The following is a 23055-nucleotide window of genomic DNA, read 5'->3' on the forward strand; positions in this document are numbered from 1 at the left end:
GACGGCTGGCGTTCGGGCTCCCATCTTGTATGAACACGGCCAAGATGGCCCGTTGAAGAGGATCACGACCCGATGAGTCAGACGCCCTGGACTGTCCGTTCGCTGAAGGCGGCCCTGGACGAAGCGCCCGGACGCGGCGCCGACGAGATCACCGTCAGCATCCTGGAGGGCGCCGACGAGATCCTGCTGGCGACCATGCACTGGCATGGGGACCTGGAGATCTACATCAGCGTCAGCGACCAGCAGGTCGCCGCCTCGGCCCTGCTGTGGCCGGTCGACGAACAGGAAGACCGCCACGCGTTCAACGAGTTCCTGCTCAAGGCCCAGAAGCTGGTGCCGCTGTCGAACTTCGGCATCTGCGTCGTCGGCGGCCGCGACTACTACGAACTGTTCGGCGAGCTCTCGACCACCACCACGATCGAGGACATCCTGATCGAGTTGCGCACCCTGGCCGAGAACGCCATCGAAGTGGCTTCCGACCTGCGCACCTCGTTCTCGTCCGCCGCCGCCTGACCCAAACCTAGAATTTCCCGGAGCCTTCCGATGTCCATCTGGCGCAAGCTGTTCACCCTGGGTCGCGCCGGCGCCCACGAAGCCACGTCCGCCGTCGTCGACGCCAACGCCATCCGCATCCTCGACCAGGAGATTCGCGACGCCGACGCGGCCCAGGCCAAGGCGCGCGACAACCTCGCCACCCTGGTCGCCCGTCGCCGCATCCAGGAGAACGACGTCAAGAGCCTGCGCGAGCAGGTGGCGAAGTACGAAAACTCCGCCCGCGCCGCCGTCACCAAGGGCGACATGGATCTCGCCCGCCAAGTGGCCCAGCGCATCGCCGACATCGAGAGCGAGATCTCGCTGAAGGAGCCGCAGATCGGCTCGATGCGCGAGGCCGAGGACCAGCTGCACCAGGCCATCGCCGCCACCGACCGCCGCATCGACACGCTCAAGCGCGAGGTCGAGGTCGTGAAGGTCAACGAGTCCGTCCAGAAGGCGCAGGAAGCCGTCACCGCGCGCGGCGCGGGCGCCGGCGCTTCGCTGGGCTCGGCCGCCGACAGCCTGGCGCGGATCAAGGAACGCCAGATGGTCCGCGGCGAGAAGATCAAGGCCGCCGGCGAACTGGAAGACCGCCGCACCGGGGCTGATCTCGACGAGAAGCTGCGCGTGGCCGGCATCCTGCCGGGCCAGTCGTCGGCCGACGACATCCTGGCCCGCCTCGCGCCGCAGCCCGCCCCGCTGCAGATCGAGGACAAGGCCGCCGACGGTTCGAAGCCCGAATAAGGACCAAGCGTGCGTCGTCTTACCCTGACCCCTCGCGCCGACTGGCGCGAGAAGGCCGAGGCCGTCGGCTTCGTCTACCATCACACCGGCGGACAGGCCTATTGGGACGAGGGGACGGCGTACGCCTTCACCTTGCAGGAGGTCGAGGAGCACCTGGAGCCGGCCGCGGCCGAGCTCCACGACCTGTGCCTCGACCTCGTCGACGAGGCGGTCGCCAGCGAGGAGATCCTCGAAAAGCTGGCGATCCCGCGCGAGCACTGGGACTTCGTCGCCGCCTCCTGGCGCGCCAAGGAGCCCTCGCTCTACGGCCGCTTCGACTTCGGCTACGACGGCTCGGGCCCGCCCAAGCTCTACGAATACAACGCCGACACCCCCACCAGCCTGTTCGAGGCCGCCACCTTCCAGTGGCTGTGGCTGGAGGATCTGCTGGGCCAGGGCGCCCTGCCCGCCGGGACCGACCAGTTCAACAGCCTGTTCGAGGCGATGCGCGATCGCTTCAAGGTGCTGTTCCCGAACGGCGGCTTCGTGCACTTCGCCAGCGACGACGAGGCCGTCGAGGATCGCCAGACTGTGCGGTTCCTGGAAGATCTCGCCGCCCAGGCGGGCCTGGATCCCAAGTTCGTGGCCATGAACGCCATCGGCCTGAACGAAGAGGGCCAGTTCGTCGACACCGACGGCTACCTGCTGCAGGCGGCGTTCAAGCTCTATCCTTGGGAAGACATGCTGCGCGAGCCCTACGCGGCCAACCTGACCACGGCCAAGGTCCGCTGGCTGGAGCCGCCGTGGAAGGCGATCCTGTCCAACAAGGCGATCCTTCCGCTGCTGTGGGAGCGCCACAAGGGCCACCCGAATCTGCTGGAGGCCTATTTCGAGGGCGATCCGGCGGCCTCGGCGCTTGGCGCGAACTACGTGCGCAAGCCGCTGTTCTCGCGCGAGGGGGCCAATGTCGAGATCGTCGGCGCCAAGGCCGAGCCGGTGCTCGACCAGGGCTATGGCGCCGAGGGCGCGATCGTCCAGGCCTTCCATCCGCCGCCCAGCTTCGACGGCAAGCATCCGGTGATCGGCGCCTGGATCGTCGGGGCCGAGCCCGTCGGCATGGGCATCCGCGAGGACGACAGCCAGGTGACCAAGAACCTGGCGCGCTTCGTGCCGCACATCATCGAGGGGTGAGCTTCCCGTTTTCGCGGGGGTTTTACGGAGAGGGGGGAGGTCCGCCCATGAGTGACATCGCCGCCCCGCCTGTCACCGCCCCCCTGCATCGGGCGCGTTCGGTTCTGGCCGCGGTGGCGGTCCCGGTCGTGATCGCCCTGGCCTGGCTGATCGTCGAGCTTCGCCTCGCCAGCACCATCCCGACCCCCTATGTCGGGGCCGTGTGGTCGACGCTGTCGCTGAGTTCGGTGCTTGCCGTGGCGGCCTTCTCGCTGTGCATGCCGGCCCTGGCCAGGATGCTGTGGCGCCGGCGATGGATCGTGGCGCTGCTGCCGGTCGCGTTCATGGTCGCGATGTGGTTCGCGCTCGGCCTGACCAGCGCGTGGGGCGTCTTGCTGGAAATGGGACACGCGGCCGGCGTCAGTCGCGCCGCCGCCTTCGCCTATGCCGACGTCATGGCGATCGCGCTGTTCGTCGCGGCGATAGTCGCGGGCGCGGGCCTCTTGGCATGGCCTCGGCCTGACTTCCCGCCCGTGCTAGGCTCCCGCTCATGAGCGACTCCCACGAAGACGGCCCGCCCGGCGAAACGCCGATCCAGCGGGCCTTGCGCATCAAGCAGGCGGCGCTGGCCGCCAGGCCCAAGCCGCCGCGCGGCGGTCGCTTCCAACGTGAGCAGGCGTCGCGAAAGGCCGCCGGCTCCACCAAGCCGTGGAACAGCTGATGGCCGGATTGAAGGACAAGCGCGGCTTCATCGACAAGGACCGCCTCGATCTCTCCGAGCGCCAGGCCGTCGAATACTGGATGAAGCGCTGGGGCGTGACCCGCGAGCAGATCACGACCGCCCATCGCAAGGTCGGCCGCATGACCAAGGACATCGCCGCCGAGCTCGGCAAGAAGCGCTGAGCCTGACCGTCTAGCGTTCTTGCAACGCCGCCAGCGCCGCCTCGTGGGCGGCGATCCGCAGGCGGCAACGTCGGGCGTGCGCCGAATAGAGAACCAGGCACGCGGCCAGGAAGACGGCTCCGCCGGCCAGCAGCGGCCAGTCCGCGCGCCAGCGGCCCGAAAGCGTGCCCATCGCCGCCAGGAAGGCCGCGCCGGCGGCGCAGGTCCAGATCCCGGCCTGGGCCCAGCGCAGGCCTGTTCGCGCCTGGGCTAGCGCCGTGCTCACCACCGTCTGCGGCGTATCCAGCAGCAGGCCCGGATCCCCGCGCCGCGACCACAGGGTCATCGCGCCCGCGAACAGGGTGAACACCGCGCAGGCGATCGCCGCCGGCCAGGGCAGTTCGCGCGTGACGACGGCCCAGGCCACTAGGCCCAGCACCAGCGGCACGCCGGCCATCTCGGCGGCGAAGTTCAGCCGCGCCAGCCGGTCGCGGCGGCGCAGCGAGCGGATCTGGGCGGGATCGATCGCCGGCTCGGCGGCGGCCGGATCCGTCCAGGCCTGGGCCAGGGAGGTCCAGTCGTCTTCAGGGCCATTAGGCGGACCGTGCGGCGTGGTCATCGGCGATCCTCCGGATCGAGCGCCTCGCGCAGGGCGGCCTTGGCGCGGGTCAGGCGTATGGAGACTGCGTTGGCGTTCAGCCCCAGCATCGGGCCGATCTCGGCTGGGCTGAAGCCTTCCAGGGTCAGCAGGGCCGGCTGGCGCAGCGACAGGGGCAGGGCGCGCACGGCGCGGGCCAGCCGCTCCTGCATGTGCCGCGCCTCGAAGCTCTCGTGCGGATCGGGCCCGCCCGACGGAGCGCTTTCATCCAGGGGCTGCCGGCGCGGCTCGGCCGCTTCCCGCGCCACGTGGGTGATCGCGCGGTTGTGGGCCACGCGGGCGATGAAGGCGCGCAGCGGCGCGTCGCCCCGATGGCGGGGCAGGGCGCGCCAGACGGCCAGCAGGATCTCCTGCCGCAGTTCGCGCCGGCGCTCGGGATCGGCCTCGTAGGCCGCCGCGATGCGCCCCAGCATCGCGCCGTGCTCGGCGAGAATGGCCTCGAATGCGTCGTCCCGTCCCAGAAGCGGTCTCCCCGAAAAAATCGCGTCTGGTCCGAAAGACTCGCAAGGTCGGCGAGACTTTCACGGCGTGCTCGACAAAAGACAGGAGGTTCGTCGTGACGCTCAAGGCCGAAATCGAAACCCTTCCCGCCGGCGACCGCGTCCTGCGGCGCGGCAAGGGGCTGCTCAAGGTGCTGGTGACCCTGCTGGCGATCTTCGCCTTCGCCGCCTGGATCGCCCTGGGCGTGGTCCTCTACGCCGACGCGGGGCGCGACCTGCGCCTGGCGGCGGCTCTGGCGGCGGCCGTTTCGACCGAGGCCCTGTTCTGGAGCGTCGCGGCGCTTCTGGGCGTCAGCGTGCTGGAAGCGCGCAAGGCGATCTGGCGCCGCATCACCGGTTTCCTCGCGCGATAGTCGCCAGGCGGACGGTTTCGCCAGTCCGGAACAAGCGTCGCCATTCTCCGTGTGACGACGTTTCGTGCCTATCAAGTGGCGTATGCTGTCAAACTACGATCAAGACAACGTTGTCATAGCAATGATTTGCTGAATTCTTGGCAAATCTGCGGGAACGCAACGCACATGTGGACGCGTTCTTGGCCAAAATGCTAGGGAGGCCACGGATATTGCACTGCGAGATTCAGATTTCGCGGGGCTGTTCCAAGGCGAGACGACCCCGATAGAGGGCGCGGCCTTTCTTCACTTTATCGCAGGGTGAACTCAAAATGCCGGTAGAGACGCTGACGAAGTCCCTTTGGGTCTATTCGTTCGGGGGAGGCGGCGCTGACGGCGACGCTTCCATGAAGAACCTCCTCGGAGGCAAGGGCGCCAATCTCGCCGAGATGTCGTCGCTGGGTCTGCCGGTTCCGCCCGGCTTTACGATCACCACCGAGGCTTGCGTCCACTACTACGCCAACGGCAAGCAGTACCCCGCCGAGCTGGCCGGGCAGGTCGCCGCCGGTCTCGCCAAGATCGAGGCCATCACCGGCAAGCGCTTCGGCGATGTCGCCAACCCGCTGCTGGTGTCGGTGCGCTCGGGCGCCCGCGCCTCGATGCCGGGCATGATGGACACCGTCCTGAATCTCGGCCTCAACGACGAGACCGTCGAGGGCCTGGCCGTCCTGTCTGGCGACCGCCGCTTCGCCTACGACAGCTACCGCCGCTTCATCCAGATGTATTCGAACGTCGTGCTCGACCTGGAGCACCACATGTTCGAGGAGATCCTCGACGATCATAAAGACCGTCTAGACGTCCACGTCGACACCGGCCTCACCGCCGACGACTGGGCCGGGGTCATCAAGGACTACAAGGCCGCCGTGCTCAACGAGCTGGGCAAGCCGTTCCCGCAGGACGCCCAGGAGCAACTGTGGGGCGCCGTCGGGGCCGTGTTCGCCAGCTGGATGAACGACCGCGCCAAGTTCTATCGCCGCATGCACGACATCCCCGAAAGCTGGGGCACCGCCGTCAACATCCAGTCGATGGTGTTCGGCAACATGGGCGACACCTCGGCCACCGGCGTGGCCTTCACGCGCAACCCGTCGAACGGCGACAACCGCCTGTACGGCGAGTTCCTGATCAACGCCCAGGGCGAGGACGTCGTCGCCGGCATCCGCACGCCGCAGTCGCTGACCAAGGCCGCCCGCGAAGAGATGGGCGACACTTCGCCGTCGATGGAAGAGGCGATGCCGGAGGTGTTCGGCCAGTTCAAGACCGTGGTCGAGACGCTGGAACGCCACTACCGCGACATGCAGGACATCGAGTTCACGGTGGAGCAGGGCGTGCTCTACATGCTGCAGACCCGCAACGGCAAGCGCACCGCCAAGGCCGCGCTGAAGATCGCCGTCGACATGGCCGCCGAGGGCGTGATCAGCAAGGAGGAGGGCGTCTCGCGCGTCGAGCCGGCCTCGCTGGACCAACTGCTGCACCCGACCATCGACCCGACCGCCCATCGTGACGTCGTCACCGTCGGCCTGCCGGCTTCGCCGGGCGCGGCCACCGGCAAGATCGTCTTCGACAGCGACGAGGCCGAGAAGGCCGCCGCCAACGGCGAGGCCGTGATCCTGGTGCGCGAGGAGACCTCGCCCGAGGACATCCACGGCATGCACGCCGCCCGCGGCATCATCACCGCCCGCGGCGGCATGACCAGCCACGCCGCCGTCGTGGCGCGCGGCATGGGCCGTCCCTGCGTCTCGGGCGCCGGCGACGTGTCGATCTTCGCCAAGGAAGGCCTGTTCCGGGCCAAGGGCCGCGAGTTCAAGGCCGGCGAGGTGATCACCATCGACGGCTCCACCGGCGAGATCCTGGCTGGTGCGCCCAAGATGATCGAGCCGGAGCTGACCGGCGACTTCGCCACCCTGATGGGCTGGGCCGACCAGGTCCGTCGCCTGAAGGTGCGGGCCAACGCCGAGACCCCGCTCGACGCCAAGACCGCCCGCCAGTTCGGCGCCGAAGGCATCGGCCTGTGCCGCACCGAGCACATGTTCTTCGACGACACCCGCATCGCCGCGGTGCGCGAGATGATCCTGGCCGACGACGAGGCCGGCCGTCGCACGGCCCTGGCCAAGATCGCGCCCTTCCAGAAGGCCGACTTCGTCGAGCTCTTCACGATCATGGAAGGCCTGCCAGTCACCATCCGTCTGCTCGACCCGCCGCTGCACGAGTTCCTTCCGCATACGGAAGAAGACGTGCAGGCCGTGGCCGTGGCCACCGGCCTCGACGCCGCCAAGCTGCTGCGCCGAGCCAAGGAGCTGCACGAGACCAACCCCATGCTCGGCCACCGCGGCTGCCGCTTGGGCGTCTCTTATCCCGAGATCTACGAGATGCAGGTCCGGGCCATCCTCGAGGCGGCGTGCGAGATCGCCAAGTCGGGCAAGGCCGCGCCGGTGCCTGAGATCATGCACCCGCTGGTCGCCAAGGGCGAGGAGATGAAGTACCTGCGCGACCTGACCGACCGCGTCGCCAAGGCGGTGCTGGCCGAGCAGGGCGTTGATCTGAAATACACCGTCGGCACCATGGTCGAGCTGCCCCGCGCCGCCCTGCGCGCCGGCGACCTGGCGGCCAACGCCGAGTTCTTCAGCTTCGGCACCAACGACCTGACCCAGACGACGTTCGGCATCAGCCGCGACGACGCCGGCAAGTTCCTGGGCGCCTATATCGACAAGGGCATCTTCGAGAAGGACCCCTTCGTCAGCCTCGACCAGGACGGCGTGGGCGACCTGATCCGCATCGCCGCCGAGCGGGGCAGGGCGGCGCGTCCCGACGTCAAGCTCGGCATCTGCGGCGAGCACGGCGGTGACCCGGCCTCGATCGCGTTCTGCGAGAAGGTCGGCCTCGACTACGTCTCCTGCTCGCCCTACCGCGTGCCGATCGCCCGCCTCGCCGCGGCGCAGGCGGCCCTGGCCGGGAAGTAGGCCAAGATCCTCCCCCTGAAGGGGGAGGTGGCCCGAAAGGCCGGAGGGGGAAGTTCCTCCCGAAACCGACGAACGGCCCCGCTCCCGCGAGCGGGGCCGTTTTTCTTTTCGCGCCGGCTTGCATCGATATCGATAGGAAGCTATCTAAATGGATAGCAAGCTACCTATCGTTCTTCGAGCATCGTTACATGACGTCCCGCATTCCCAGCGAACGCACCTTCACCGGCGCGGTGCTGCGCCTGGCGCGCATCTACCGCCGCGAGGTCAATCGCGCCCTGGCCGAGCACGGCCTTTCCGACGCCCGCGCCTTGCCGGTGCTGCACATCGCCCGCGCCGGCGGCGGCATGAGGCAAGGCGTGCTGGCCGAGGAGCTGGGCGTCGAAGGTCCGTCCCTGGTCCGCGTGCTCGACCAGCTGTGCGCCGCCGGCCTGGTGGAGCGCCGCGACGACCCCGCCGACGGCCGCGCCAAGACCCTGCACCTGACCAGCGACGGCGCGGCCCTGGCCGTGATCGCCGAGGACACCGTCCAGGCCGTCCGCTCGCGCCTGCTGGTCGGTGTCAGCGACGAGGACCTGGCCGCGACCTTGCGCACCTTCGCCGCCTTCGAAGCGGCCCTGGAAGCGGCCAACGGGCAGGGGGCGTAAGGCTTCCATGCCCAAGTTCGACCGGTGGACGCTGCTGTTCTCGCTGAACAGCTTCGTCGCCGCCATGCTCGCCCTGTGGATCGGTTTCGCCGTCGGCCTGCCGCGTCCGTACTGGGCCATGACCACGGCCTATATCGTCAGCCAGCCCCTGGCCGGCGCCGTGCGCTCCAAGGCGCTGTACCGCGTGCTCGGCACCGTGCTGGGCGGCGCGGCCGCCGTGGCCATGGTGCCCAACCTCGTCAACGCGCCCGTGCTGCTGTGCCTGGCGCTGGCGCTGTGGGTCGGCGCCTGCCTGACCATCTCGCTGCTCGACCGCACGCCGCGCAGCTATGTCCTGATGCTGGCCGGCTACACCGCCGCCATCATCGGCTTCCCGGCCGTCAGCCAGCCCGGCGCCATCTTCGACCTGGCCGTCTGGCGCGTGGTCGAGATCGGCCTTGGCATCATCTGCGCCACCCTGGTCCACAGCCTCGTCTTCCCGCGCCCCGTCGGGACCGTCCTGCGCGCCCGCCTGGGCGCCTGGCTGGGCGAGGCCGACCGCTGGGCGCTGGACGTGCTGAAGGGCGCCGACGAGCAGGCCTTCGCCCGCGATCGCCAGCATCTGGCCGCCGCCGCCAGCGAGATCCAGATGCTGGCCACGCACCTGCCGTTCGACACCACCCGCCTGCGCGAAACCACCGGTGTGGTGCGGGCCCTGCACGAGCGCCTGCTGATCCTCATCCCGCTACTGTCGGGGCTTGCCGACCGCATGCTGGCGCTCAAGGACGTCCAGGACCCCGCCGCCCGTCGGGCGCTGGACGCCGTCATCGCCTGGATCGAGGCCGGCGCCGACCGCGGCCCCGGTCTCGAGCTGATCGACCACCTCAAGGCCGAGGCCGCCACGCGGCGCGGCGGCGACTGGAACGCCCTGCTGGTCGAGAGCCTGCTGGTGCGCCTGGCCGAGACCGTCCAGGCCCTGGGCGAGGGCCATGCGCTCATGACCCGCCTTGCGAACCCCGACGCCCCGCTGTCGCCGAACCTTGCGGCCGCCACCGCCAACGCCGCCCGCCGCCGCATGCACAGCGACCTGCCGCTGGCCCTGCTTTCGGGCGCGGCCGCCGCGATCGCGGTGCTGCTGTCCTGCGGCATCTGGATCGTGTCCGGCTGGGGCGACGGCGCCTCGGCGCCGGTCATGGCGGCGGTGTTCTGCTGCTTCTTCGCGGCCATGGACGACCCCGTTCCGGCCATCCGCAGCTTCGGGATCTTCACCCTGGTCTCGCTGCCGCTGTCGGCGCTCTACATGTTCGCCGTGCTGCCGGCCATCGACGGCTATCCGCTGCTGGTCCTGACCCTGGCCCCGCCGCTGCTGTTCATCGGCCTGTTCATTCCCAATCCCAAGACCATGGGGGCGGCTCTGGCCACGCTGATGGGGTTCTGCAACGCCCTGGCTTTGCAGGAGACCTTCAGCGCCGACTTCGCCAGCTTCCTGAACGTCAATCTGGGCCAGTTCGTCGGCCTGGGGGCGGCGATCTTCGTCACCGCCGCCATGCGCTCGATGAGCATCGACGCCGGCGCCCGGCGCCTGCTGTCGCGCACCTGGAAGAACCTGGCCCGCCTGGCCCGGTCCAGCCGCGCGCCCGAGCCGGCCGCCTTCGCCGCCGCCCTGGTCGACCGCCTGGGCCTGCTGACGCCCAAGCTCGCCGCCGTGGGGCCGCGCCACGACCTCGTCGGCGTCGACGTGCTGCGCGACCTGCGGGTGGGCATGAACCTGGTCACCGTCCAGACCGCTCGCGGCGATCTGTCGGGACCGGCCCGCGCCAGCCTCGACGCCGTGCTCGACGGGGTGGGCGACCACTACGCGGCCCTGTCGGCCGGGCGCCGCGCCCCGCCGCACGCCGAGCTGCTGGCAAAGGTCGATCAGGCCCTTAGCCGCCTTGGCGAGACCGCCTTCGTTCCCAATGGCGCACTGGGCGGCGTCACCGGCCTCGTCGGCCTGCGCCGCAACCTCTTCCCCGACGCCCCCGCCTTCAATCCGGAGCCCGCCGCATGACCGGCGAATACAATATCGACGGCGTCTTCCTGTCGTCCGTCCTCGTCTCGGCCGTCGCGGCCCTCGTCGCCGCCTTCGTGCTCCGGCGCGTGCTGTCCTGGGCCGGCGCCTACCGCTTCGTCTGGCACCCGGCGCTGTTCGACACCGCGCTCTTCGTCATCCTCTGGGCCGCCGTCGTGGCCTTCGTCCGTCCGTAAGAAAAACATGCCCCAGCTGAAAACTCTCCTCCCGCAAGCCGGCCGCGTCGCGGTCACCCTGGCCGTCGTCGCCGTCGCCGTGGTCGGGGGCAAGCGCCTCTGGGACCACTACCAGGTCGATCCCTGGACCCGTGACGGCCGCGTCCGCGCCGACATCGTCCAGGTCGCCCCGGACGTCTCGGGCCTGGTCACCGCCGTCCAGGTGGTCAACGACCAGACGGTCAAGGCCGGCCAGCCGCTGTTCTATGTCGACCGCGACCGCTACGCCCTGGCGCTGCGGCAGGCCGACGCCGCCGTCGCCGCCCAGAAGGCCCAGCTGGCCCAGGCGCGGCGCGAACTGGCGCGCAACCGCGTGCTGGGCGACCTCGTGGCCGGCGAGATCACCGAGCAGAGCCTGGCCAAGGTCGAGCAGGGCCAGGCCGCCCTGGCCCAGGCCGTCGCCGCCCGCGACCTGGCCGCGCTGAACCTCGAGCGCACCCTGGTCGTCGCCCCCACCGACGGCTTCCTGTCGGACCTGACGCTGCGCACCGGCGACTACGTCACCGCCGGCAAGCCGGTGCTGGCCTTGATCGACAGCCGCTCCTACCGGGTCGAAGGCTATTTCGAGGAAACCAAGCTCAAGGGCCTGCACGTCGGCCAGAAGGTCAGCGTTACGGTGATGGGCGAGGACAGGCCGCTGCATGGCCACATCCAGTCGATCGCCGCCGGCATCGAGGATCGCGACCGCGCCGCCGGCGCCAGCCTGCTGCCCAACGTCAACCCCACCTTCAGCTGGGTGCGCCTGGCCCAGCGCGTGCCCGTCCGCGTCGCCCTGGACGAGACGCCCAAGGACCTGCGCCTGATCGCCGGCCGCACGGCCACGGTCGCGGTGTTGGGGCAGGGGACGGCCAAGGTCGCCGGCAAGGGGGCCGTCTCGTGAGTACGATCCGCACCCTGGCGGCCGCCGGCTCGCTGCTGGCGCTGGCCGCCTGCACCACCGTCGGTCCGAATTACAAGCGGCCCGACGTCGCCAAGATCAACGAGCCCGCAGCGCAGGCCCCGTTCATGGGCGCGGCCAGCGCCGTCGTCAGCCAGGACCCGGTCCCCGACGGCTGGTGGAAGCTCTATGACGACGAGACTCTGAACGGTCTCGTCCAGGAGGCTCTGAGCGCCAATACCGACCTGCGGGTCGCCGCCGCCAACCTGGCCCGCGCCCGCGCCGTGGCCGGCGAGGCCGACGACGCTGGCGGCTTCTCGGTCGGCGCGTCGGGGGCCGCCATGCATGCCCGCGAGTCCGGCGAGCAGTACCTGATGACCGAGCCGCTGCCGGTCGAGAATCTGGCCGATGCAGGTGTGAAGGTCTCCTACCAGGTCGACCTGGTGGGCCGCCTCAAGCGCGCCGCCGAGGCCGCCCATGCCGACGCCGACGCCAGCCAGGCCGCGCTGGATCTCGCCCGTGTCAGCGTCGCCGCCGACGTCGCGCGGGCCTATGTCGAGGCCTGCTCGGCCGGTCACGAGATCCATGTCGCCGAGCACAGCCTGGAGCTCCAGCAGAAGAGCCTGGAGGTCACCAATCGGTTGATCGCCGCCGGCCGCGGCACGGCGCTGGACGCCACCCGGGCCCGGGCTCAGGTGGATTTGCAGCGCGCGGCGATCCCCAGCTTCGAGGCCCATCGCAAGGCCGCGCTCTACAAGCTGGCGGTGCTGACCGGCAAGCCGCCGGCCCAGTTTCCCGGGGCCGTCGAGGACTGCGCCGCGCCGCCGAAGCTGTCGCAGCCCCTGCCGGTCGGCGACGGCGCGGCCCTGCTCAAGCGCCGTCCCGATGTTCGGCAGGCCGAGCGTACCCTGGCCGGCGCCACGGCCCGCATCGGCGTGGCGCGTGGCGCGCTCTATCCGAACATCAGCTTCGGCATGGGCGCGGGCTCGACGGGCCTGCTCGCCGACATCGGACAGCCCGCCGCCAACCGCTGGAGCCTGTCGGGCCTGGTCTCCTGGACCCTGCCGGGCGAGGGCGAGCGCGCCCGCATTCGCGGGGCCGAGGCCGGCGCCGACGGAGCCTTGGCCCGCTTCGACGGCGTGGTGCTGAACGCCCTGCGCGAGACCGAGACCAGCCTGACCGCCTACGCCCACGAACTGGACCGCAACGCCGCCCTGCGCGCCGCCCGGGACGAGGCCGTCAAGGCCGAGCGCCAGGCCGCCACGCTCTACAAGGCCGGCCGCGCGCCGTACCTTCAGGGCCTGGACGCCCAGCGCACCCTGGCCGGCGCCGAAGCCTCCCTCGCGGCCTCGGACGCGGCCGTGGCAGCCGACCAGGTCAACCTCTTCCTGGCGCTGGGCGGCGGCTGGGAAACCGCGCCGGCGGTGAAGACGATCCAGGCCCAACGGTAGGCGCCAAAAGATCCTCCCCCTCTGGGGGAGGTGGCCCAAAGGGCCGGAGGGGGGCCGTTTTCAGCTTGCGCTGTGTTTACTCAGTACCCCACCCGTCCAATCCCCGCGAAAGCGGGGACCCAGGCTTTTTCTGAAACGCGGGGCGCTCGACGATAAAACACCTGGGTCCCCGCTTTCGCGGGGATTGGACGGATTTGTGGGCCGGACGGGGATAGACCCAGCTCCATCCCCGGTGAGTTCGCCAAAGAACCGAACGAACTCAATCCCTTGCAACTTTCTCACTCAAACTTATCAGACGCGCCCAAACCCGCCGCATAATCAAACCCGTCCCCGCCATGGGGAGGGCTCTTGGTACCGGCCCAAGCGTGGCGAGGACCGCATCGAGCGGGGCCGCTCGGAGCGTCGTGGGAAAAGGCGGGTTTGCAGGAGCGCTCACAAGGCGTGAATGGGCCGCCAAGCCGTCCATGGCGTAACGAGCGGGTCGACAGGGTCGGGATCGTTCAAACCGGCCTAACAGGATCAGCCGAGGCCGCCGCCGGATTACCGCGGGGCTATTGGTCCTGCCCGTCCGTGGGACAGCCGGGTCCAGGGTTGAAACAGCACCCGCGCCTCCGGCCCTTCGGAATAACGACGCGGCGGAGCGGTCGACGAAGCCGAAACGCTAAACAAACCCACGGTCCCCGGGCTCCGCCCGGCCGCTCCGCGCCTCCCCGACCTCACGCGTGCAAACGCGGGAGCTAGCGAAGCCGTGTCTTGAGGAACCTCCCCCCGTGGGGGAGGTGATCGCGCAGCGATCGGTGGGGGGAGTGACTACGAACTCACCCACCACCCCGAAAGCTGAAACCGCCCCCCCACCGGCCTTCGGCCGCCTCCCCCAGAGGGGGAGGTTCCTCGCCAAAGATCCTCCCCCTGAAGGGGGAGGTGGCCCGGAGGGCCGGAGGGGGAAGGTCCTGATGAGGTCAGCACATCCCCAACGTCAGCACTCCCTTCCCCCTCAGTCGGCGGAGTTTATCCTCGGGCCGGCCTTTGGCCGGACCCGGGGGCGACAGCTCCCCCTTCAGGGGGAGCATCTATCCCGGCGCCCGCTCGCTCCAGAGGTCGAGATCCGGCTCATGCCCGATCAGGGCCAGGCCCGAGGCGATCGACTCGAATTCGCCGCCGCTCTCGATCCGTTCGGCGCCGAAGCGGCGCAGGAAGATGTCGCGCACGGCCGGCACGAACGAGGAGCCGCCCGTCAGGAACACCCGGTCCACGCCCTCGGCGGCCAGGCCCGAGCGCTCCAGCGCCTGGTCCACGGCCGTCTCGATGGCCTTCAGTTCCGGCGCGATCCAGCCTTCGAATTCGCTACGCGCCACGTCGCGCTCGATGACCACGGAGCCGGCCTTGAATGAGAACAGCGCGCTTTCCTGGCTCGACAGCGCCTCCTTCAGGCCCGAGACCGAGCGGTAGAGGGCGTAGCCGTGGTTGTCGTCGAGCACCTCGATCAGGCGGGCGATCTTCTCCGGCTCGACCGCCGTGCGCTCCAGGGCGCGGATGTCGCGCATGTCCTTGGACGCGCGCAGCATGGCCAGCTGGTCCCAGCGGGCGAAGGCGGTGTAGTAGCGCTGCGGGATCGGCAGGCGGCTGGACATGGCCTTGTAGAGGCTGCCCTTGCCCAGTTCCGGCGAGACGACGTTGTCGATGATCCGATAGTCGAAGGCGTCGCCGGCCACGCCGACGCCCGAGCGGGCCAGCGGAACCGAGCGCAGCTGGCCGCCGTGGCGCTCGAACCGCACGATCGAGAAGTCGCTGGTGCCGCCGCCGAAGTCGGCCACCAGCACCGTGGCGTCCTCCTTCAGCTGGCGGGCGAAGAAGAAGGCCGCCCCGACCGGCTCGTGGGCGTAGCGGATATCCGAGAAGCCCAGGCGCTCGAACGCGGCCTCGTAGCGCCTCAGGGCAAGGCTCTCGTCGGGATTGCCGCCGGCGAAGGTCACCGGGCGGCCGACGATCACCCGCGGCGGCAGGTTGGCCATCTGGCCGCCGGCATGGTCGCGCAGCTTGAACAGGAAGGCCGCCAGCAGGTCCTCGAACAGGTAGCGCCTGTCGAGGATCTTGGTCTCGGTGAAGGCCGCGCTCGCCGCGAAGGTCTTGAACGACTGGACGAAGCGCGTTTCCAGCGGATCCTCGACATAGGCCTCGATGGCCCAGGGGCCGGCCTCGATGACGCGCTCGGTCGGACGGCCGTCCGGGCCGGCCATCGAGTGGAAGCTCAGCGCCGAGCGGAAAGCGAAGATGTCCTTCTCGCCGACGGGAAAGCGCACCAGGCGCGCGGGACCGGATCCGTCGGCGATGGCGACGACGGTGTTGGTGGTGCCGAAATCGATGCCGATCGTCGGCTGGACGGCGGACGTCATGAAACTAGCTCGGGCCGGGGAGGGGCCGTGCGTCCTACAGCCATGAGCGCGGGGGTCAAGCGACTTAACGGGGTTTTTACGCCGCAACCGAAAAACTGCGTTCGACTACCGCGATCCGGCGCGGAAAAGACAAGCATCCGGGGGGAAACGAACATGAAGCTCGACGATCTGAAGATCGCGTCGAAGGTCGCCCTGCCGGCCGTGGTGCTGGGCGCGGCCGTGCTCGCCTGCACGGGCCTGGGCGTCTGGCAGCAGAAGAGCCTGGACGCCGCCACCAGCCGCCTCGTCGAGCATCGGGCCCCCGCCGAGGTGCAGTCGGCCCGCTTCAGCCGCCGCCTGGCCATGATGGGCCATGCCGCCCACCGCACCGTCACCTACGACGCCGCTTCGTCGGAAGCCCAGGCCGCCTCCAAGGAGCTCGACAAGGTCTATGCCGAGGGCAAGGACAGCCTCGACAAGATGACCGGCTTCGATCCGGCGATCGCCGAGCGGGCCGAGGGCTTCCGCGCCCGGATCGACGCGCTCTACGCCGAGGCGCGCGGCGCGGCGGACAAAGGTTTGGCCAATGATGACACCGGTGCCATGGTGCATCTGGCCGTCATGGATCCCGCGATCGACGGCCTCGCCAAGGACGTGAAGGCCTGGGGCGACGACTATCACGAGGAGACCGACGCCATGGTCACGGCGGCCCGCGCCGAGGCCGGGCGGGGCGTGCTGCTGACCCTGCTGTTCGGCGTGGCCGCGGCCCTGGGCGGCGTGGCCTTCGCCCTCTGGATCGGCGCGGTGAAGATCTCGCGGCCGGTGGCCGGGCTGTCGCGCGCCATGAACGATCTGGCCGAGGGCCGCCTGGAGACGGCCGTGACCGGCGCCGGTCGCCGCGACGAGGTCGGGCTGATGGCCAAGGCCGTGCAGGTCTTCAAGGACAACGCCCTGGCCCTGAAGAGCGCCCAGGCCGAACAGGCCCGCTCCCGCGCCGCCGGCGACGAGGAACGAGGCCGTAACGAAGCCGCGCGCGAGGCCGCCGCGCGCGAGCAGGCCTTCGTCATGGAGGCGATCGCGCAGGGCCTGTCGCGCTTGTCTCGCGGCGACCTGACCGTGCGGGTCACCGAGGCCTTCCCTGACGGCTATCGCCAGCTGCGCGACGACTTCAACGCCGCCATGGGCCACCTGGACGAGGCCATGGGCCAGATCCTGGCCGCCGTCGACGGCATCGGCCGGGGCTCGGACGAGATCGCGGCCGCCGCCGACCAGACCGCCCGCCGCAGCGAGCAGCAGGCCGCCGGCCTGGAAGAGACCGCCGCCGCCCTCGACGAGATCACCGCCACCGTCCGGCGGGCGTCGCACGGCGCCGGCGAGGCCGCCCGCGTGGTCGGCTCGGCCCGCGGCGACGCCGAGCGCTCCGGCCAGGTGGTGCGCGGCGCCGTCGAGGCCATGACCGGCATCGAAAGCTCCTCGCGCCAGATCGGCCAGATCATCGGCGTCATCGACGAGATCGCCTTCCAGACCAACCTCTTGGCCCTCAACGCCGGTGTTGAGGCCGCCCGGGCTGGAGACGCGGGACGCGGCTTCGCCGTCGTCGCCCAGGAGGTCCGCGCCCTGGCCCAACGTTCGGCTGATGCGGCCAAGGAGATCAAGACCCTGATCTCGACCTCGGCCCGCCAGGTCGACGAGGGGGTCAAGCTGGTCGGCCAGACCGGCGAGGCGCTGGAAGGCATCGTCTTCAAGGTGGGCGAGATCGACGCCCTGGTGCGCGAACTGGCCGCCTCGGCCGGCGAGCAGGCCGTCAGCCTCAACGAGGTCAATTCGGCCGTGAACCAGATGGACCAGGGCGTGCAGCAGAACGCCGCCATGGTCGAGGAAGCCAACGCCGTCGCCCACGCCCTCAAGAGCGAGATCGTCGGCCTTGTGGAGATGACGGGCCGCTTCCGCGTGTCGGCCGCGAGGGAGGCGCGGGGCTACCGGATGGCGGGGTAGGGCTCAGCGCTCGCTGGCGTGCTTGATCCGGGTCACGGCGACGTCGAGAGCTCGGATGCGATACCGGATGACGTATCCGGAGGGCGTCAACGTGCGGTTCGCATTGACATTTCCGCCGCGCACCCGTCCTTGGCGCGCTCAATTGAAAGGGCCGGGTCTTGGAACAGTTCGACGTCGTGGTGCTGGGAGCTGGCGCGGCCGGCATGATGTGCGCCATCGAGGCCGGCAAGCGCGGTCGCAAGGTGCTGATCGTCGACCACGCCAAGGCGGCCGGCGAGAAGATCCGCATCAGCGGCGGCGGCCGCTGCAACTTCACCAATGTCGGCGCCGCGCCGGCCAACTTCCTGTCGGCCAATCCGAAGTTCTGCGTCTCGGCCCTGCGCCGCTATCGCCCGGCCAACTTCATCGATCTGGTGAAGAAGCACGGCATCGCCTTCCACGAGAAGACGCTGGGCCAGCTGTTCTGCGACGGCTCCTCCAAGGAGATCATCGCCATGCTGCTGGACGAGATGGCCGACGCCGGCGTCGTGCTGCGCCTGGAAACGGCCATCCAGGGCGTCGACAAGTCCGGCGAGGGTTTCGTCGTCGAGCTGTCGAGCGGCCCCGTGGCCTGCGCCTCGCTGGTCGTCGCCACCGGCGGCAAGTCGATCCCGAAGATGGGTGCGACCGGCGTCGGCTACGACGTCGCCCGCCAGTTCGGCCTGGCTATCATCGAACCGCGCCCGGCCCTGGTGCCCCTGACCTTCGAGGCCCGCACCCTGGAGCGCCTGTCGCCGCTGTCGGGCGTGTCGGTCGACGCCGTCGTGGCCAGCGGCAAGACCAAGTTTCGTGAAGGCATGCTCTTCACCCATCGGGGCCTGTCGGGACCGTCGATCCTGCAGATCTCGTCCTACTGGCGCGAGGGAGGCGAGATCACCGTCGACATGGCGCCGGGCGTCGACGTGTTCGCGACCCTGAAGGCCGAGCGCGCCGCCAACGGCCGCCGCGCGCTGCACACGGTGCTCGGCGAGATCGTGCCCAAGCGGCTGGCGCAGAAGATCGTCGAGGACGAGGCCATCACCGGCAATATCGCCGACTGTTCGGACAAGGTGCTGGCCCGCGTGGCCAGCGTCGTCAACGCCTGGACCTTCAAGCCGGTCGGCTCGGAGGGCTATCGCACGGCCGAGGTGACGCTGGGCGGGGTCGATACCGACGGCCTGGATTCGCGCTCGATGGAGACCAAGACCGTGCCTGGCCTCTACTTTATCGGCGAGGTCGTTGACGTCACCGGCTGGCTCGGCGGCTACAATTTCCAGTGGGCCTGGGCGTCGGGCTGGTGCGCGGGGCAGGCTGTCTAGGAGGACCCGCTCCCTTTGGGAGAGGTGTCGCCGAAGGCATCGAATCGAGGATTGCCCGCCCCAATAAACGTTGGGCCGCCTCTCGGAGGAGAGGCGGCCCACGCGCTTACTTCTTCTTGAACGGCTTGCCGCCGAACTCGCCCTTGGCCTTGAAGGGCTTGGGGCCCTTGAACGGCTTGTCGCCGAAGGCTGGCTTGCCCTTGAAGGGCTTGGCCGGGGCGTCGCCGAACGCCTTGGGCGCACGCGGCTTGTATCCGCGCGGACCGTCGGCGTTGTCGCGGTTTTCGGCGCGGGGCTTGTAGGCCCGCTTCGGAGCGCCGTCGTTGTCGACCGGCGAATACGGACGCGGGGCCTCGTCGCGATCGCGGGGCTTGAAGTCGCGCGGCTTGGCGTCGCGAGGCGGACGGGCCTTGTAGTCGCCCTTCGGCTCCTCGCCGCGTCCGTACGGCTTGGCGCCGCTCACGCCGTCGCGGTCGTAGCCGCCCGGACGCGGGGTGTGATCGCGCGAGCCCGGGGCGTTGGCGCGCGGACCGCGCGGCGCGTCGTCGTAGCTGCGGGGCGGACGCGGCGCGCGCGGACCGTCGCCGCGCGGAGCCGGAGCCGTGGTCGGGGTGATCGAGACGTCCTCGCGCACGGTAGCCTGCACCGCCGCGCCGAACTTCACCGCCGCTTCGGCCGAGATCTCGAACTTCGTGTCGTAGTCGAAGATCCGGATCGAGCCGATGTCCTTCTTGGTGATGTGGCCTTGGCGGCAGATCAGCGGGATCAGCCACTTGGGATCGGCGTTGCCGCGACGGCCGACGCTGATGCGGAACCACTCCGAGCCGTCCATGCTGACGCGCGGTTCGCGCTCGGGACGGTCGCCGAAGTCACGCGGGGCGAAGTCGCGGTCGCCGCGCGGCTCGCGCGAGCGCGGACCCGGATCGGCGCCGTGGCGCGGGTCGTCGTAGATTTCTTCCGGAGCCGGCAGCTTGGCGCGACGGGTGCGGATCAGGGCGGCGGCGATCTCGGTCGGGGTGCGCTTGGCCAGCATGGCTTCGGCCAGGGCCAGGTCTTCCTCGTTCGAGGCCTCGGCGAAGATCGGATCGTCGAGCAGGCGCTCGGTGTCCTTGGCGCGGATCTCGTCGGCGCTCGGGGCGCCGCCCCAGACGCCTTCGACGCCGGCGGCGAACAGCAGCTGTTCGGCCTTGCGGCGGCGGGTATAGGGCACGACGAGCGCCGAGACGCCCTTCTTGCCGGCCCGGCCGGTGCGGCCCGAACGGTGCAGCAGGGTCGCCTTGTTGACCGGCAGTTCGGCGTGGATGACCAGGCCAAGGTCCGGCAGGTCGAGACCGCGGGCGGCGACGTCGGTGGCGACGCAGACGCGGGCGTGACCGTCGCGCAGGGCTTGCAGCGCGTCGGCGCGCTCGCGCTGGCTCAGTTCGCCGGAAAGGCCGACGACGTCGAAGCCGCGCTCGCGCAGCTTGCTGTGCAGAGAGCGGACGCTTTCGCGGGTGTTGGCGAACACCAGGGCGCCCGGGCTTTCGAAGTAGCGCAGCAGGTTGACGACCGCATGCTCGGTCTCGTTCGGCGCCACGCGCACGGCGCGGTACTCGATGTCGCGGTGCGGCTCGTTGCGGTCGATGGTGTCGATGCGCAGGGCGTCGTTCTGATAGTTCTTGGCCAGGGCGATGATGTCGCGCGCCAGGGTGGCCGAGAACAGCAGCGTGCGGCGATCGGCCGGGGCGGCGTCGAGAATGAATTCGAGATCTTCGCGGAAGCCCATGTCGAGCATCTCGTCGGCCTCGTCGAGAACGGCGACCTTCAGCTCGGAGAGGTCGAGGTGGCCGCGCTCGATGTGGTCGCGCAGGCGGCCCGGGGTGCCGACCACGATGTGGGCGCCGAAGTTCAGCGCGCGCTGCTCGCGGCGGGCGTCCATGCCGCCGACACAGTTGACGACCGTAGCGCCGGCTTGGGCGTAGAGCCACTCCAGTTCGCGATTGACCTGCATGGCCAGTTCGCGGGTCGGGGCGATGACAAGGCACATCGGCAGGCCGGCCTTGGGCAGGCGCTCGGCCTCGCCCAGCAGGGTCGGGGCGGCGGCGAGGCCGAAAGCCACGGTCTTGCCCGAGCCGGTCTGGGCGCTGACCAGCAGGTCGCGGCCTTCGGCGTCGGCTTCAAGCACGGCGGCCTGGACGGGGGTGGGCTCGGCGTAACCCTGAGCAGCGAGGGCCCGCTCAAGAGCGGGGTGGGAGGCGGGGAAGGGCATCTTGGTCCAGTTCGATTCTGCAGGCGGCGCGCACACAAAAACGCCCGCGGCCTGCGCCACGACCAAATTACGACCCCGTTGTCCCGGACCCGTCTGATTGGTCACTTGTCATGAAAATAAACCTCTCCGGCCGCCAAAACGAGGCGTTTGAGCCAGCGAGGACATTTGCAAGGGCGCGTTAAGACGCCAAACCGCCGAGAAAGGCAAGGGGCGGCCGACGATTAGCGCCGACTGCGGCGCTTTGGCCGCAGGGGTTGTCAAAGGAAAACGCCCCGCCCGGAGGTCCGGACGGGGCGTCTTTCAAGGTCTTGATCGAGCTTATCAGGCCTTCGGCGGAGCCATCAGGGTCAGCTTGCCGGCGGCGGCCTTGGCGGCTTCGTGCTGGGCCGGCGGCAGCGGGATCAGGCCGCGGCCCTGGAGGTAGCCGCCGCGACCGGTCGCGGCGTCGGAGACGAACTCGCTCAGGAATTCCTTCAGGCCCGGCGTCACGCCGACCTGGCCCTTCTTCACGTAGATGAAGAGCGAGCGCGAGACGGGGTAGGTGCCGTTGGCGATCGTCTGCGGGGTGGGCTTCACGCCGTTGACGGCCGCGCCCTTGATGACGTTGGCGTTCTCTTCGAGGAACGAGAAGCCGAACACGCCCAGCGCGCCGGGGGTCTTGGTCAGGGTGCCGACGATGGCGTTGTCGTTCTCGCCGGCGTCGATCCAGGCGCCGTCCTTGCGCATCGGGTCGACCTTGGCCTTGAAGCCCTTCTCGTCGCTGTCGTGCAGCTTCTTGGCGGTCGGGAACTTCTTGGCGCCGCCTTCGATGGCCAGTTCGACCCAGGCGTCACGGGTGCCCGAGGTGGGCGGGGGGCCGTAGACCAGGATGCGGTTGGCCGGCAGGCCGGCGCCCACGTCCTTCCAGGTCTTGTAGGGGTTGTTCACGAACTGGCCGCCACGCAGGGCGTTCTGGGCCAGGCCGAGGTACAGGTGCTCGAGCTTGAAGTTGTAGTCGGGCGACTTCTTGTCCATCGCGATGACGATGCCGTCGAAGCCGATCTTGATCTCGATGATGTCCTTGACACCCTTGGCCTTGCAGGCCTCGTACTCGGACTTCTTCATCGGACGCGAGGCGTTGGCGATGTCGGGGAAGCCTTCGCCCATGCCGCCGCAGAACATCTTGATGCCGCCGCCGGTGCCGAGGCTCTCGACCTTGGGCGACTTCTTGCCGGTCTTCTTGGCGAAGTTTTCGGCGACGCGGGTGCTGAACGGGAAGACGGTCGAGGAGCCGGCGGCCCAGACGTAGTCGCGGGCGGCGTGGGCGCTGGGAGCCAGGGCCAGCAGGCCGAGCGCGGCGGCGGCTCCGAGGAAGGCTTTCATGGACGACATCCTGATGGTCGGCTTGGGGCCATTGGAATCTTGGACGTGTCGGGCGGACCCTTCGGGGGAACGGTCTCCGACCTCGTCACCGCAGATTAGCGGTGGCGAAGCCGGCTATTTGTCACAGTTCGGCGACAGATTTGCGACAGGCGACAGCTAAACGTCCGACCACGGATCAGGATGCATCCGCCGGCGGGTGGCGGTCGAGGATCTCGAGCACCTTCTCCTTGGGCCGCGCCAGCACCGCGCCCTTGGGCGTGACGACGATGGGACGCTCGACCAGGATCGGGTTCTCGACCATGGCCGTCAGGATCGCATCGTCGGTGGTCGCCGGATCGGTCAGGCCCAGTTCCTGGGCCGGCGTGCCCTTGACGCGCAGCAGGCCGCGGGCGCCGAGGCCGGTGCGGGCGGCCAGGTCCTTCAGCTGTTCCAGCGTCCAGCCTGCCTTGAGGTACTCGACGACGGTCGGCGCGTAGCCAGCGGCCTCGATGATGGCCAGGGTGTTGCGCGAGGTTCCGCACTTGGGATTGTGGAAGATGGTGACGGGAAAATCGGTCATGGCGGCCTCTCGACAGGGTGTGAGGCTGATAGCAGGCGCCGGACGGACCGGCCATGTCGCGTTCGTCGCTTCAGAATAGTAGTTGCGATTCACTCTCAACGATGCGACTGGGACGCCCCGCCCGCAGAGGAG

The 23055-nt window shown here is 69.6% G+C and carries 21 protein-coding genes; 15 read left to right on the top strand and 6 right to left on the bottom strand.

What is annotated here, in order from left to right; translation table 11 throughout:
- Positions 1 to 72 precede the first annotated feature (72 nt).
- Genes DDF62_RS00270 through DDF62_RS00290 form a run of 6 tightly spaced genes read left to right on the top strand, consistent with a single transcriptional unit; the run spans position 73 to position 3330 of the window.
- Positions 73 to 513 (top strand): YjfI family protein, encoded by a 441-nt coding sequence (locus tag DDF62_RS00270; RefSeq protein WP_116487239.1) that lies wholly within the window; start codon positions 73 to 75, stop codon positions 511 to 513.
- Between the two features lie 30 nt (positions 514 to 543).
- Positions 544 to 1278 carry a PspA/IM30 family protein gene (locus DDF62_RS00275; RefSeq protein ID WP_109102186.1) on the top strand — a complete coding sequence of 245 codons (735 nt, stop codon included), beginning with the start codon at positions 544 to 546 and terminating at the stop codon, positions 1276 to 1278.
- Between the two features lie 9 nt (positions 1279 to 1287).
- Positions 1288 to 2448, top strand: a complete 1161-nt coding sequence (locus tag DDF62_RS00280) for a glutathionylspermidine synthase family protein (protein ID WP_116487240.1) — start codon at positions 1288 to 1290, stop codon at positions 2446 to 2448.
- 47 nt (positions 2449 to 2495) lie between these two features.
- Entirely contained in the window at positions 2496 to 2981 is a 486-nt protein-coding gene (locus DDF62_RS00285) for a hypothetical protein (protein WP_116487241.1), read from the top strand.
- Positions 2978 to 3148, top strand: coding sequence for a hypothetical protein (locus DDF62_RS25445; RefSeq protein ID WP_165832135.1), 171 nt, complete (start codon positions 2978 to 2980; stop codon positions 3146 to 3148). The genes DDF62_RS00285 and DDF62_RS25445 overlap by 4 nt, the downstream gene beginning before the upstream one ends.
- Complete coding sequence (locus tag DDF62_RS00290) at positions 3148 to 3330, top strand: DUF3606 domain-containing protein (protein ID WP_101716176.1); 183 nt, start codon at positions 3148 to 3150, stop codon at positions 3328 to 3330. Before DDF62_RS25445 ends, DDF62_RS00290 begins: the two co-directional genes overlap by 1 nt.
- A gap of 10 nt (positions 3331 to 3340) precedes the next feature.
- On the opposite strand, the gene DDF62_RS00295 is transcribed toward DDF62_RS00290, so the two are convergent.
- Complete coding sequence (locus DDF62_RS00295) at positions 3341 to 3928, bottom strand: hypothetical protein (RefSeq protein ID WP_116487242.1); 588 nt, start codon at positions 3926 to 3928, stop codon at positions 3341 to 3343.
- Entirely contained in the window at positions 3925 to 4449 is a 525-nt protein-coding gene (locus tag DDF62_RS00300) for an RNA polymerase sigma factor (RefSeq protein WP_341871553.1), read from the bottom strand. Before DDF62_RS00300 ends, DDF62_RS00295 begins: the two co-directional genes overlap by 4 nt.
- 74 nt (positions 4450 to 4523) lie before the next feature.
- Here DDF62_RS00300 and DDF62_RS00305 point away from each other — a divergent pair, with 74 nt between their 5' ends.
- The 7 genes from DDF62_RS00305 to DDF62_RS00335 all read left to right on the top strand — a co-directional run bounded on the left by DDF62_RS00305 (position 4524) and on the right by DDF62_RS00335 (position 13050).
- A complete protein-coding gene (locus DDF62_RS00305; protein ID WP_116487244.1) occupies positions 4524 to 4820 on the top strand; it encodes a hypothetical protein in 297 nt (98 codons plus the stop codon).
- Positions 4821 to 5128: 308 nt separating this feature from the next.
- On the top strand, positions 5129 to 7813 hold the full coding sequence (gene ppdK / locus DDF62_RS00310; RefSeq protein WP_116487245.1) for a pyruvate, phosphate dikinase: 2685 nt from the start codon (positions 5129 to 5131) through the stop codon (positions 7811 to 7813).
- Positions 7814 to 8088: 275 nt separating this feature from the next.
- Positions 8089 to 8457, top strand: coding sequence for a MarR family winged helix-turn-helix transcriptional regulator (locus tag DDF62_RS00315; protein WP_425266989.1), 369 nt, complete (start codon positions 8089 to 8091; stop codon positions 8455 to 8457).
- 7 nt (positions 8458 to 8464) lie between these two features.
- Positions 8465 to 10486, top strand: coding sequence for an FUSC family protein (locus DDF62_RS00320; RefSeq protein ID WP_116487247.1), 2022 nt, complete (start codon positions 8465 to 8467; stop codon positions 10484 to 10486).
- Positions 10483 to 10683, top strand: coding sequence for a DUF1656 domain-containing protein (locus tag DDF62_RS00325; RefSeq protein ID WP_116487248.1), 201 nt, complete (start codon positions 10483 to 10485; stop codon positions 10681 to 10683). The genes DDF62_RS00320 and DDF62_RS00325 overlap by 4 nt, the downstream gene beginning before the upstream one ends.
- Positions 10684 to 10690: 7 nt before the next feature.
- The gene (locus tag DDF62_RS00330) at positions 10691 to 11602 is read left to right on the top strand and encodes an efflux RND transporter periplasmic adaptor subunit (protein ID WP_116487249.1); all 912 of its coding nucleotides are present in this window, start codon (positions 10691 to 10693) and stop codon (positions 11600 to 11602) included.
- Entirely contained in the window at positions 11599 to 13050 is a 1452-nt protein-coding gene (locus tag DDF62_RS00335) for an efflux transporter outer membrane subunit (RefSeq protein WP_116487250.1), read from the top strand. The genes DDF62_RS00330 and DDF62_RS00335 overlap by 4 nt, the downstream gene beginning before the upstream one ends.
- 1070 nt (positions 13051 to 14120) lie before the next feature.
- Here the strand turns inward: DDF62_RS00335 and DDF62_RS00340 are convergent.
- Positions 14121 to 15443 (bottom strand): Hsp70 family protein, encoded by a 1323-nt coding sequence (locus DDF62_RS00340; protein WP_116487251.1) that lies wholly within the window; start codon positions 15441 to 15443, stop codon positions 14121 to 14123.
- 153 nt (positions 15444 to 15596) lie between these two features.
- Here DDF62_RS00340 and DDF62_RS00345 point away from each other — a divergent pair, with 153 nt between their 5' ends.
- Positions 15597 to 17417, top strand: a complete 1821-nt coding sequence (locus DDF62_RS00345) for a methyl-accepting chemotaxis protein (RefSeq protein WP_116487252.1) — start codon at positions 15597 to 15599, stop codon at positions 17415 to 17417.
- A 158-nt stretch (positions 17418 to 17575) separates the two neighbouring features.
- The gene (locus DDF62_RS00350) at positions 17576 to 18754 is read left to right on the top strand and encodes a BaiN/RdsA family NAD(P)/FAD-dependent oxidoreductase (protein ID WP_116487253.1); all 1179 of its coding nucleotides are present in this window, start codon (positions 17576 to 17578) and stop codon (positions 18752 to 18754) included.
- A gap of 106 nt (positions 18755 to 18860) precedes the next feature.
- Here DDF62_RS00350 and DDF62_RS00355 read toward each other — a convergent pair whose 3' ends face one another.
- The 3 genes from DDF62_RS00355 to arsC form a co-directional block, all read right to left on the bottom strand.
- Positions 18861 to 21002, bottom strand: a complete 2142-nt coding sequence (locus DDF62_RS00355) for a DEAD/DEAH box helicase (RefSeq protein WP_116487254.1) — start codon at positions 21000 to 21002, stop codon at positions 18861 to 18863.
- 321 nt (positions 21003 to 21323) lie between these two features.
- The gene (locus DDF62_RS00360) at positions 21324 to 22364 is read right to left on the bottom strand and encodes a substrate-binding domain-containing protein (RefSeq protein WP_116487255.1); all 1041 of its coding nucleotides are present in this window, start codon (positions 22362 to 22364) and stop codon (positions 21324 to 21326) included.
- Between the two features lie 175 nt (positions 22365 to 22539).
- Positions 22540 to 22923, bottom strand: a complete 384-nt coding sequence (arsC, locus tag DDF62_RS00365; protein WP_116487256.1) for an arsenate reductase (glutaredoxin) — start codon at positions 22921 to 22923, stop codon at positions 22540 to 22542.
- Positions 22924 to 23055 lie beyond the last annotated feature (132 nt).

It is taken from the genome of Caulobacter radicis, assembly GCF_003094615.1.
Classification (GTDB): domain Bacteria; phylum Pseudomonadota; class Alphaproteobacteria; order Caulobacterales; family Caulobacteraceae; genus Caulobacter; species Caulobacter radicis.

What these genes read in the sequence shown, in the direction of transcription:
- DDF62_RS00270 (WP_116487239.1), top strand. Translation starts at nt 73, where the DNA reads ATGAGTCAGACGCCCTGGACTGTCCGTTCGCTGAAGGCGGCCCTGGAC.
- DDF62_RS00275 (WP_109102186.1), top strand. Translation starts at nt 544, where the DNA reads ATGTCCATCTGGCGCAAGCTGTTCACCCTGGGTCGCGCCGGCGCCCAC.
- DDF62_RS00285 (WP_116487241.1), top strand. Translation starts at nt 2,496, where the DNA reads ATGAGTGACATCGCCGCCCCGCCTGTCACCGCCCCCCTGCATCGGGCG.
- DDF62_RS25445 (WP_165832135.1), top strand. Translation starts at nt 2,978, where the DNA reads ATGAGCGACTCCCACGAAGACGGCCCGCCCGGCGAAACGCCGATCCAG.
- DDF62_RS00290 (WP_101716176.1), top strand. Translation starts at nt 3,148, where the DNA reads ATGGCCGGATTGAAGGACAAGCGCGGCTTCATCGACAAGGACCGCCTC.
- DDF62_RS00295 (WP_116487242.1), bottom strand. Translation starts at nt 3,928, where the DNA reads ATGACCACGCCGCACGGTCCGCCTAATGGCCCTGAAGACGACTGGACC.
- ppdK (WP_116487245.1), top strand. Translation starts at nt 5,129, where the DNA reads ATGCCGGTAGAGACGCTGACGAAGTCCCTTTGGGTCTATTCGTTCGGG.
- DDF62_RS00320 (WP_116487247.1), top strand. Translation starts at nt 8,465, where the DNA reads ATGCCCAAGTTCGACCGGTGGACGCTGCTGTTCTCGCTGAACAGCTTC.
- DDF62_RS00325 (WP_116487248.1), top strand. Translation starts at nt 10,483, where the DNA reads ATGACCGGCGAATACAATATCGACGGCGTCTTCCTGTCGTCCGTCCTC.
- DDF62_RS00330 (WP_116487249.1), top strand. Translation starts at nt 10,691, where the DNA reads ATGCCCCAGCTGAAAACTCTCCTCCCGCAAGCCGGCCGCGTCGCGGTC.
- DDF62_RS00340 (WP_116487251.1), bottom strand. Translation starts at nt 15,443, where the DNA reads ATGACGTCCGCCGTCCAGCCGACGATCGGCATCGATTTCGGCACCACC.
- DDF62_RS00345 (WP_116487252.1), top strand. Translation starts at nt 15,597, where the DNA reads ATGAAGCTCGACGATCTGAAGATCGCGTCGAAGGTCGCCCTGCCGGCC.
- DDF62_RS00355 (WP_116487254.1), bottom strand. Translation starts at nt 21,002, where the DNA reads ATGCCCTTCCCCGCCTCCCACCCCGCTCTTGAGCGGGCCCTCGCTGCT.
- DDF62_RS00360 (WP_116487255.1), bottom strand. Translation starts at nt 22,364, where the DNA reads ATGAAAGCCTTCCTCGGAGCCGCCGCCGCGCTCGGCCTGCTGGCCCTG.
- arsC (WP_116487256.1), bottom strand. Translation starts at nt 22,923, where the DNA reads ATGACCGATTTTCCCGTCACCATCTTCCACAATCCCAAGTGCGGAACC.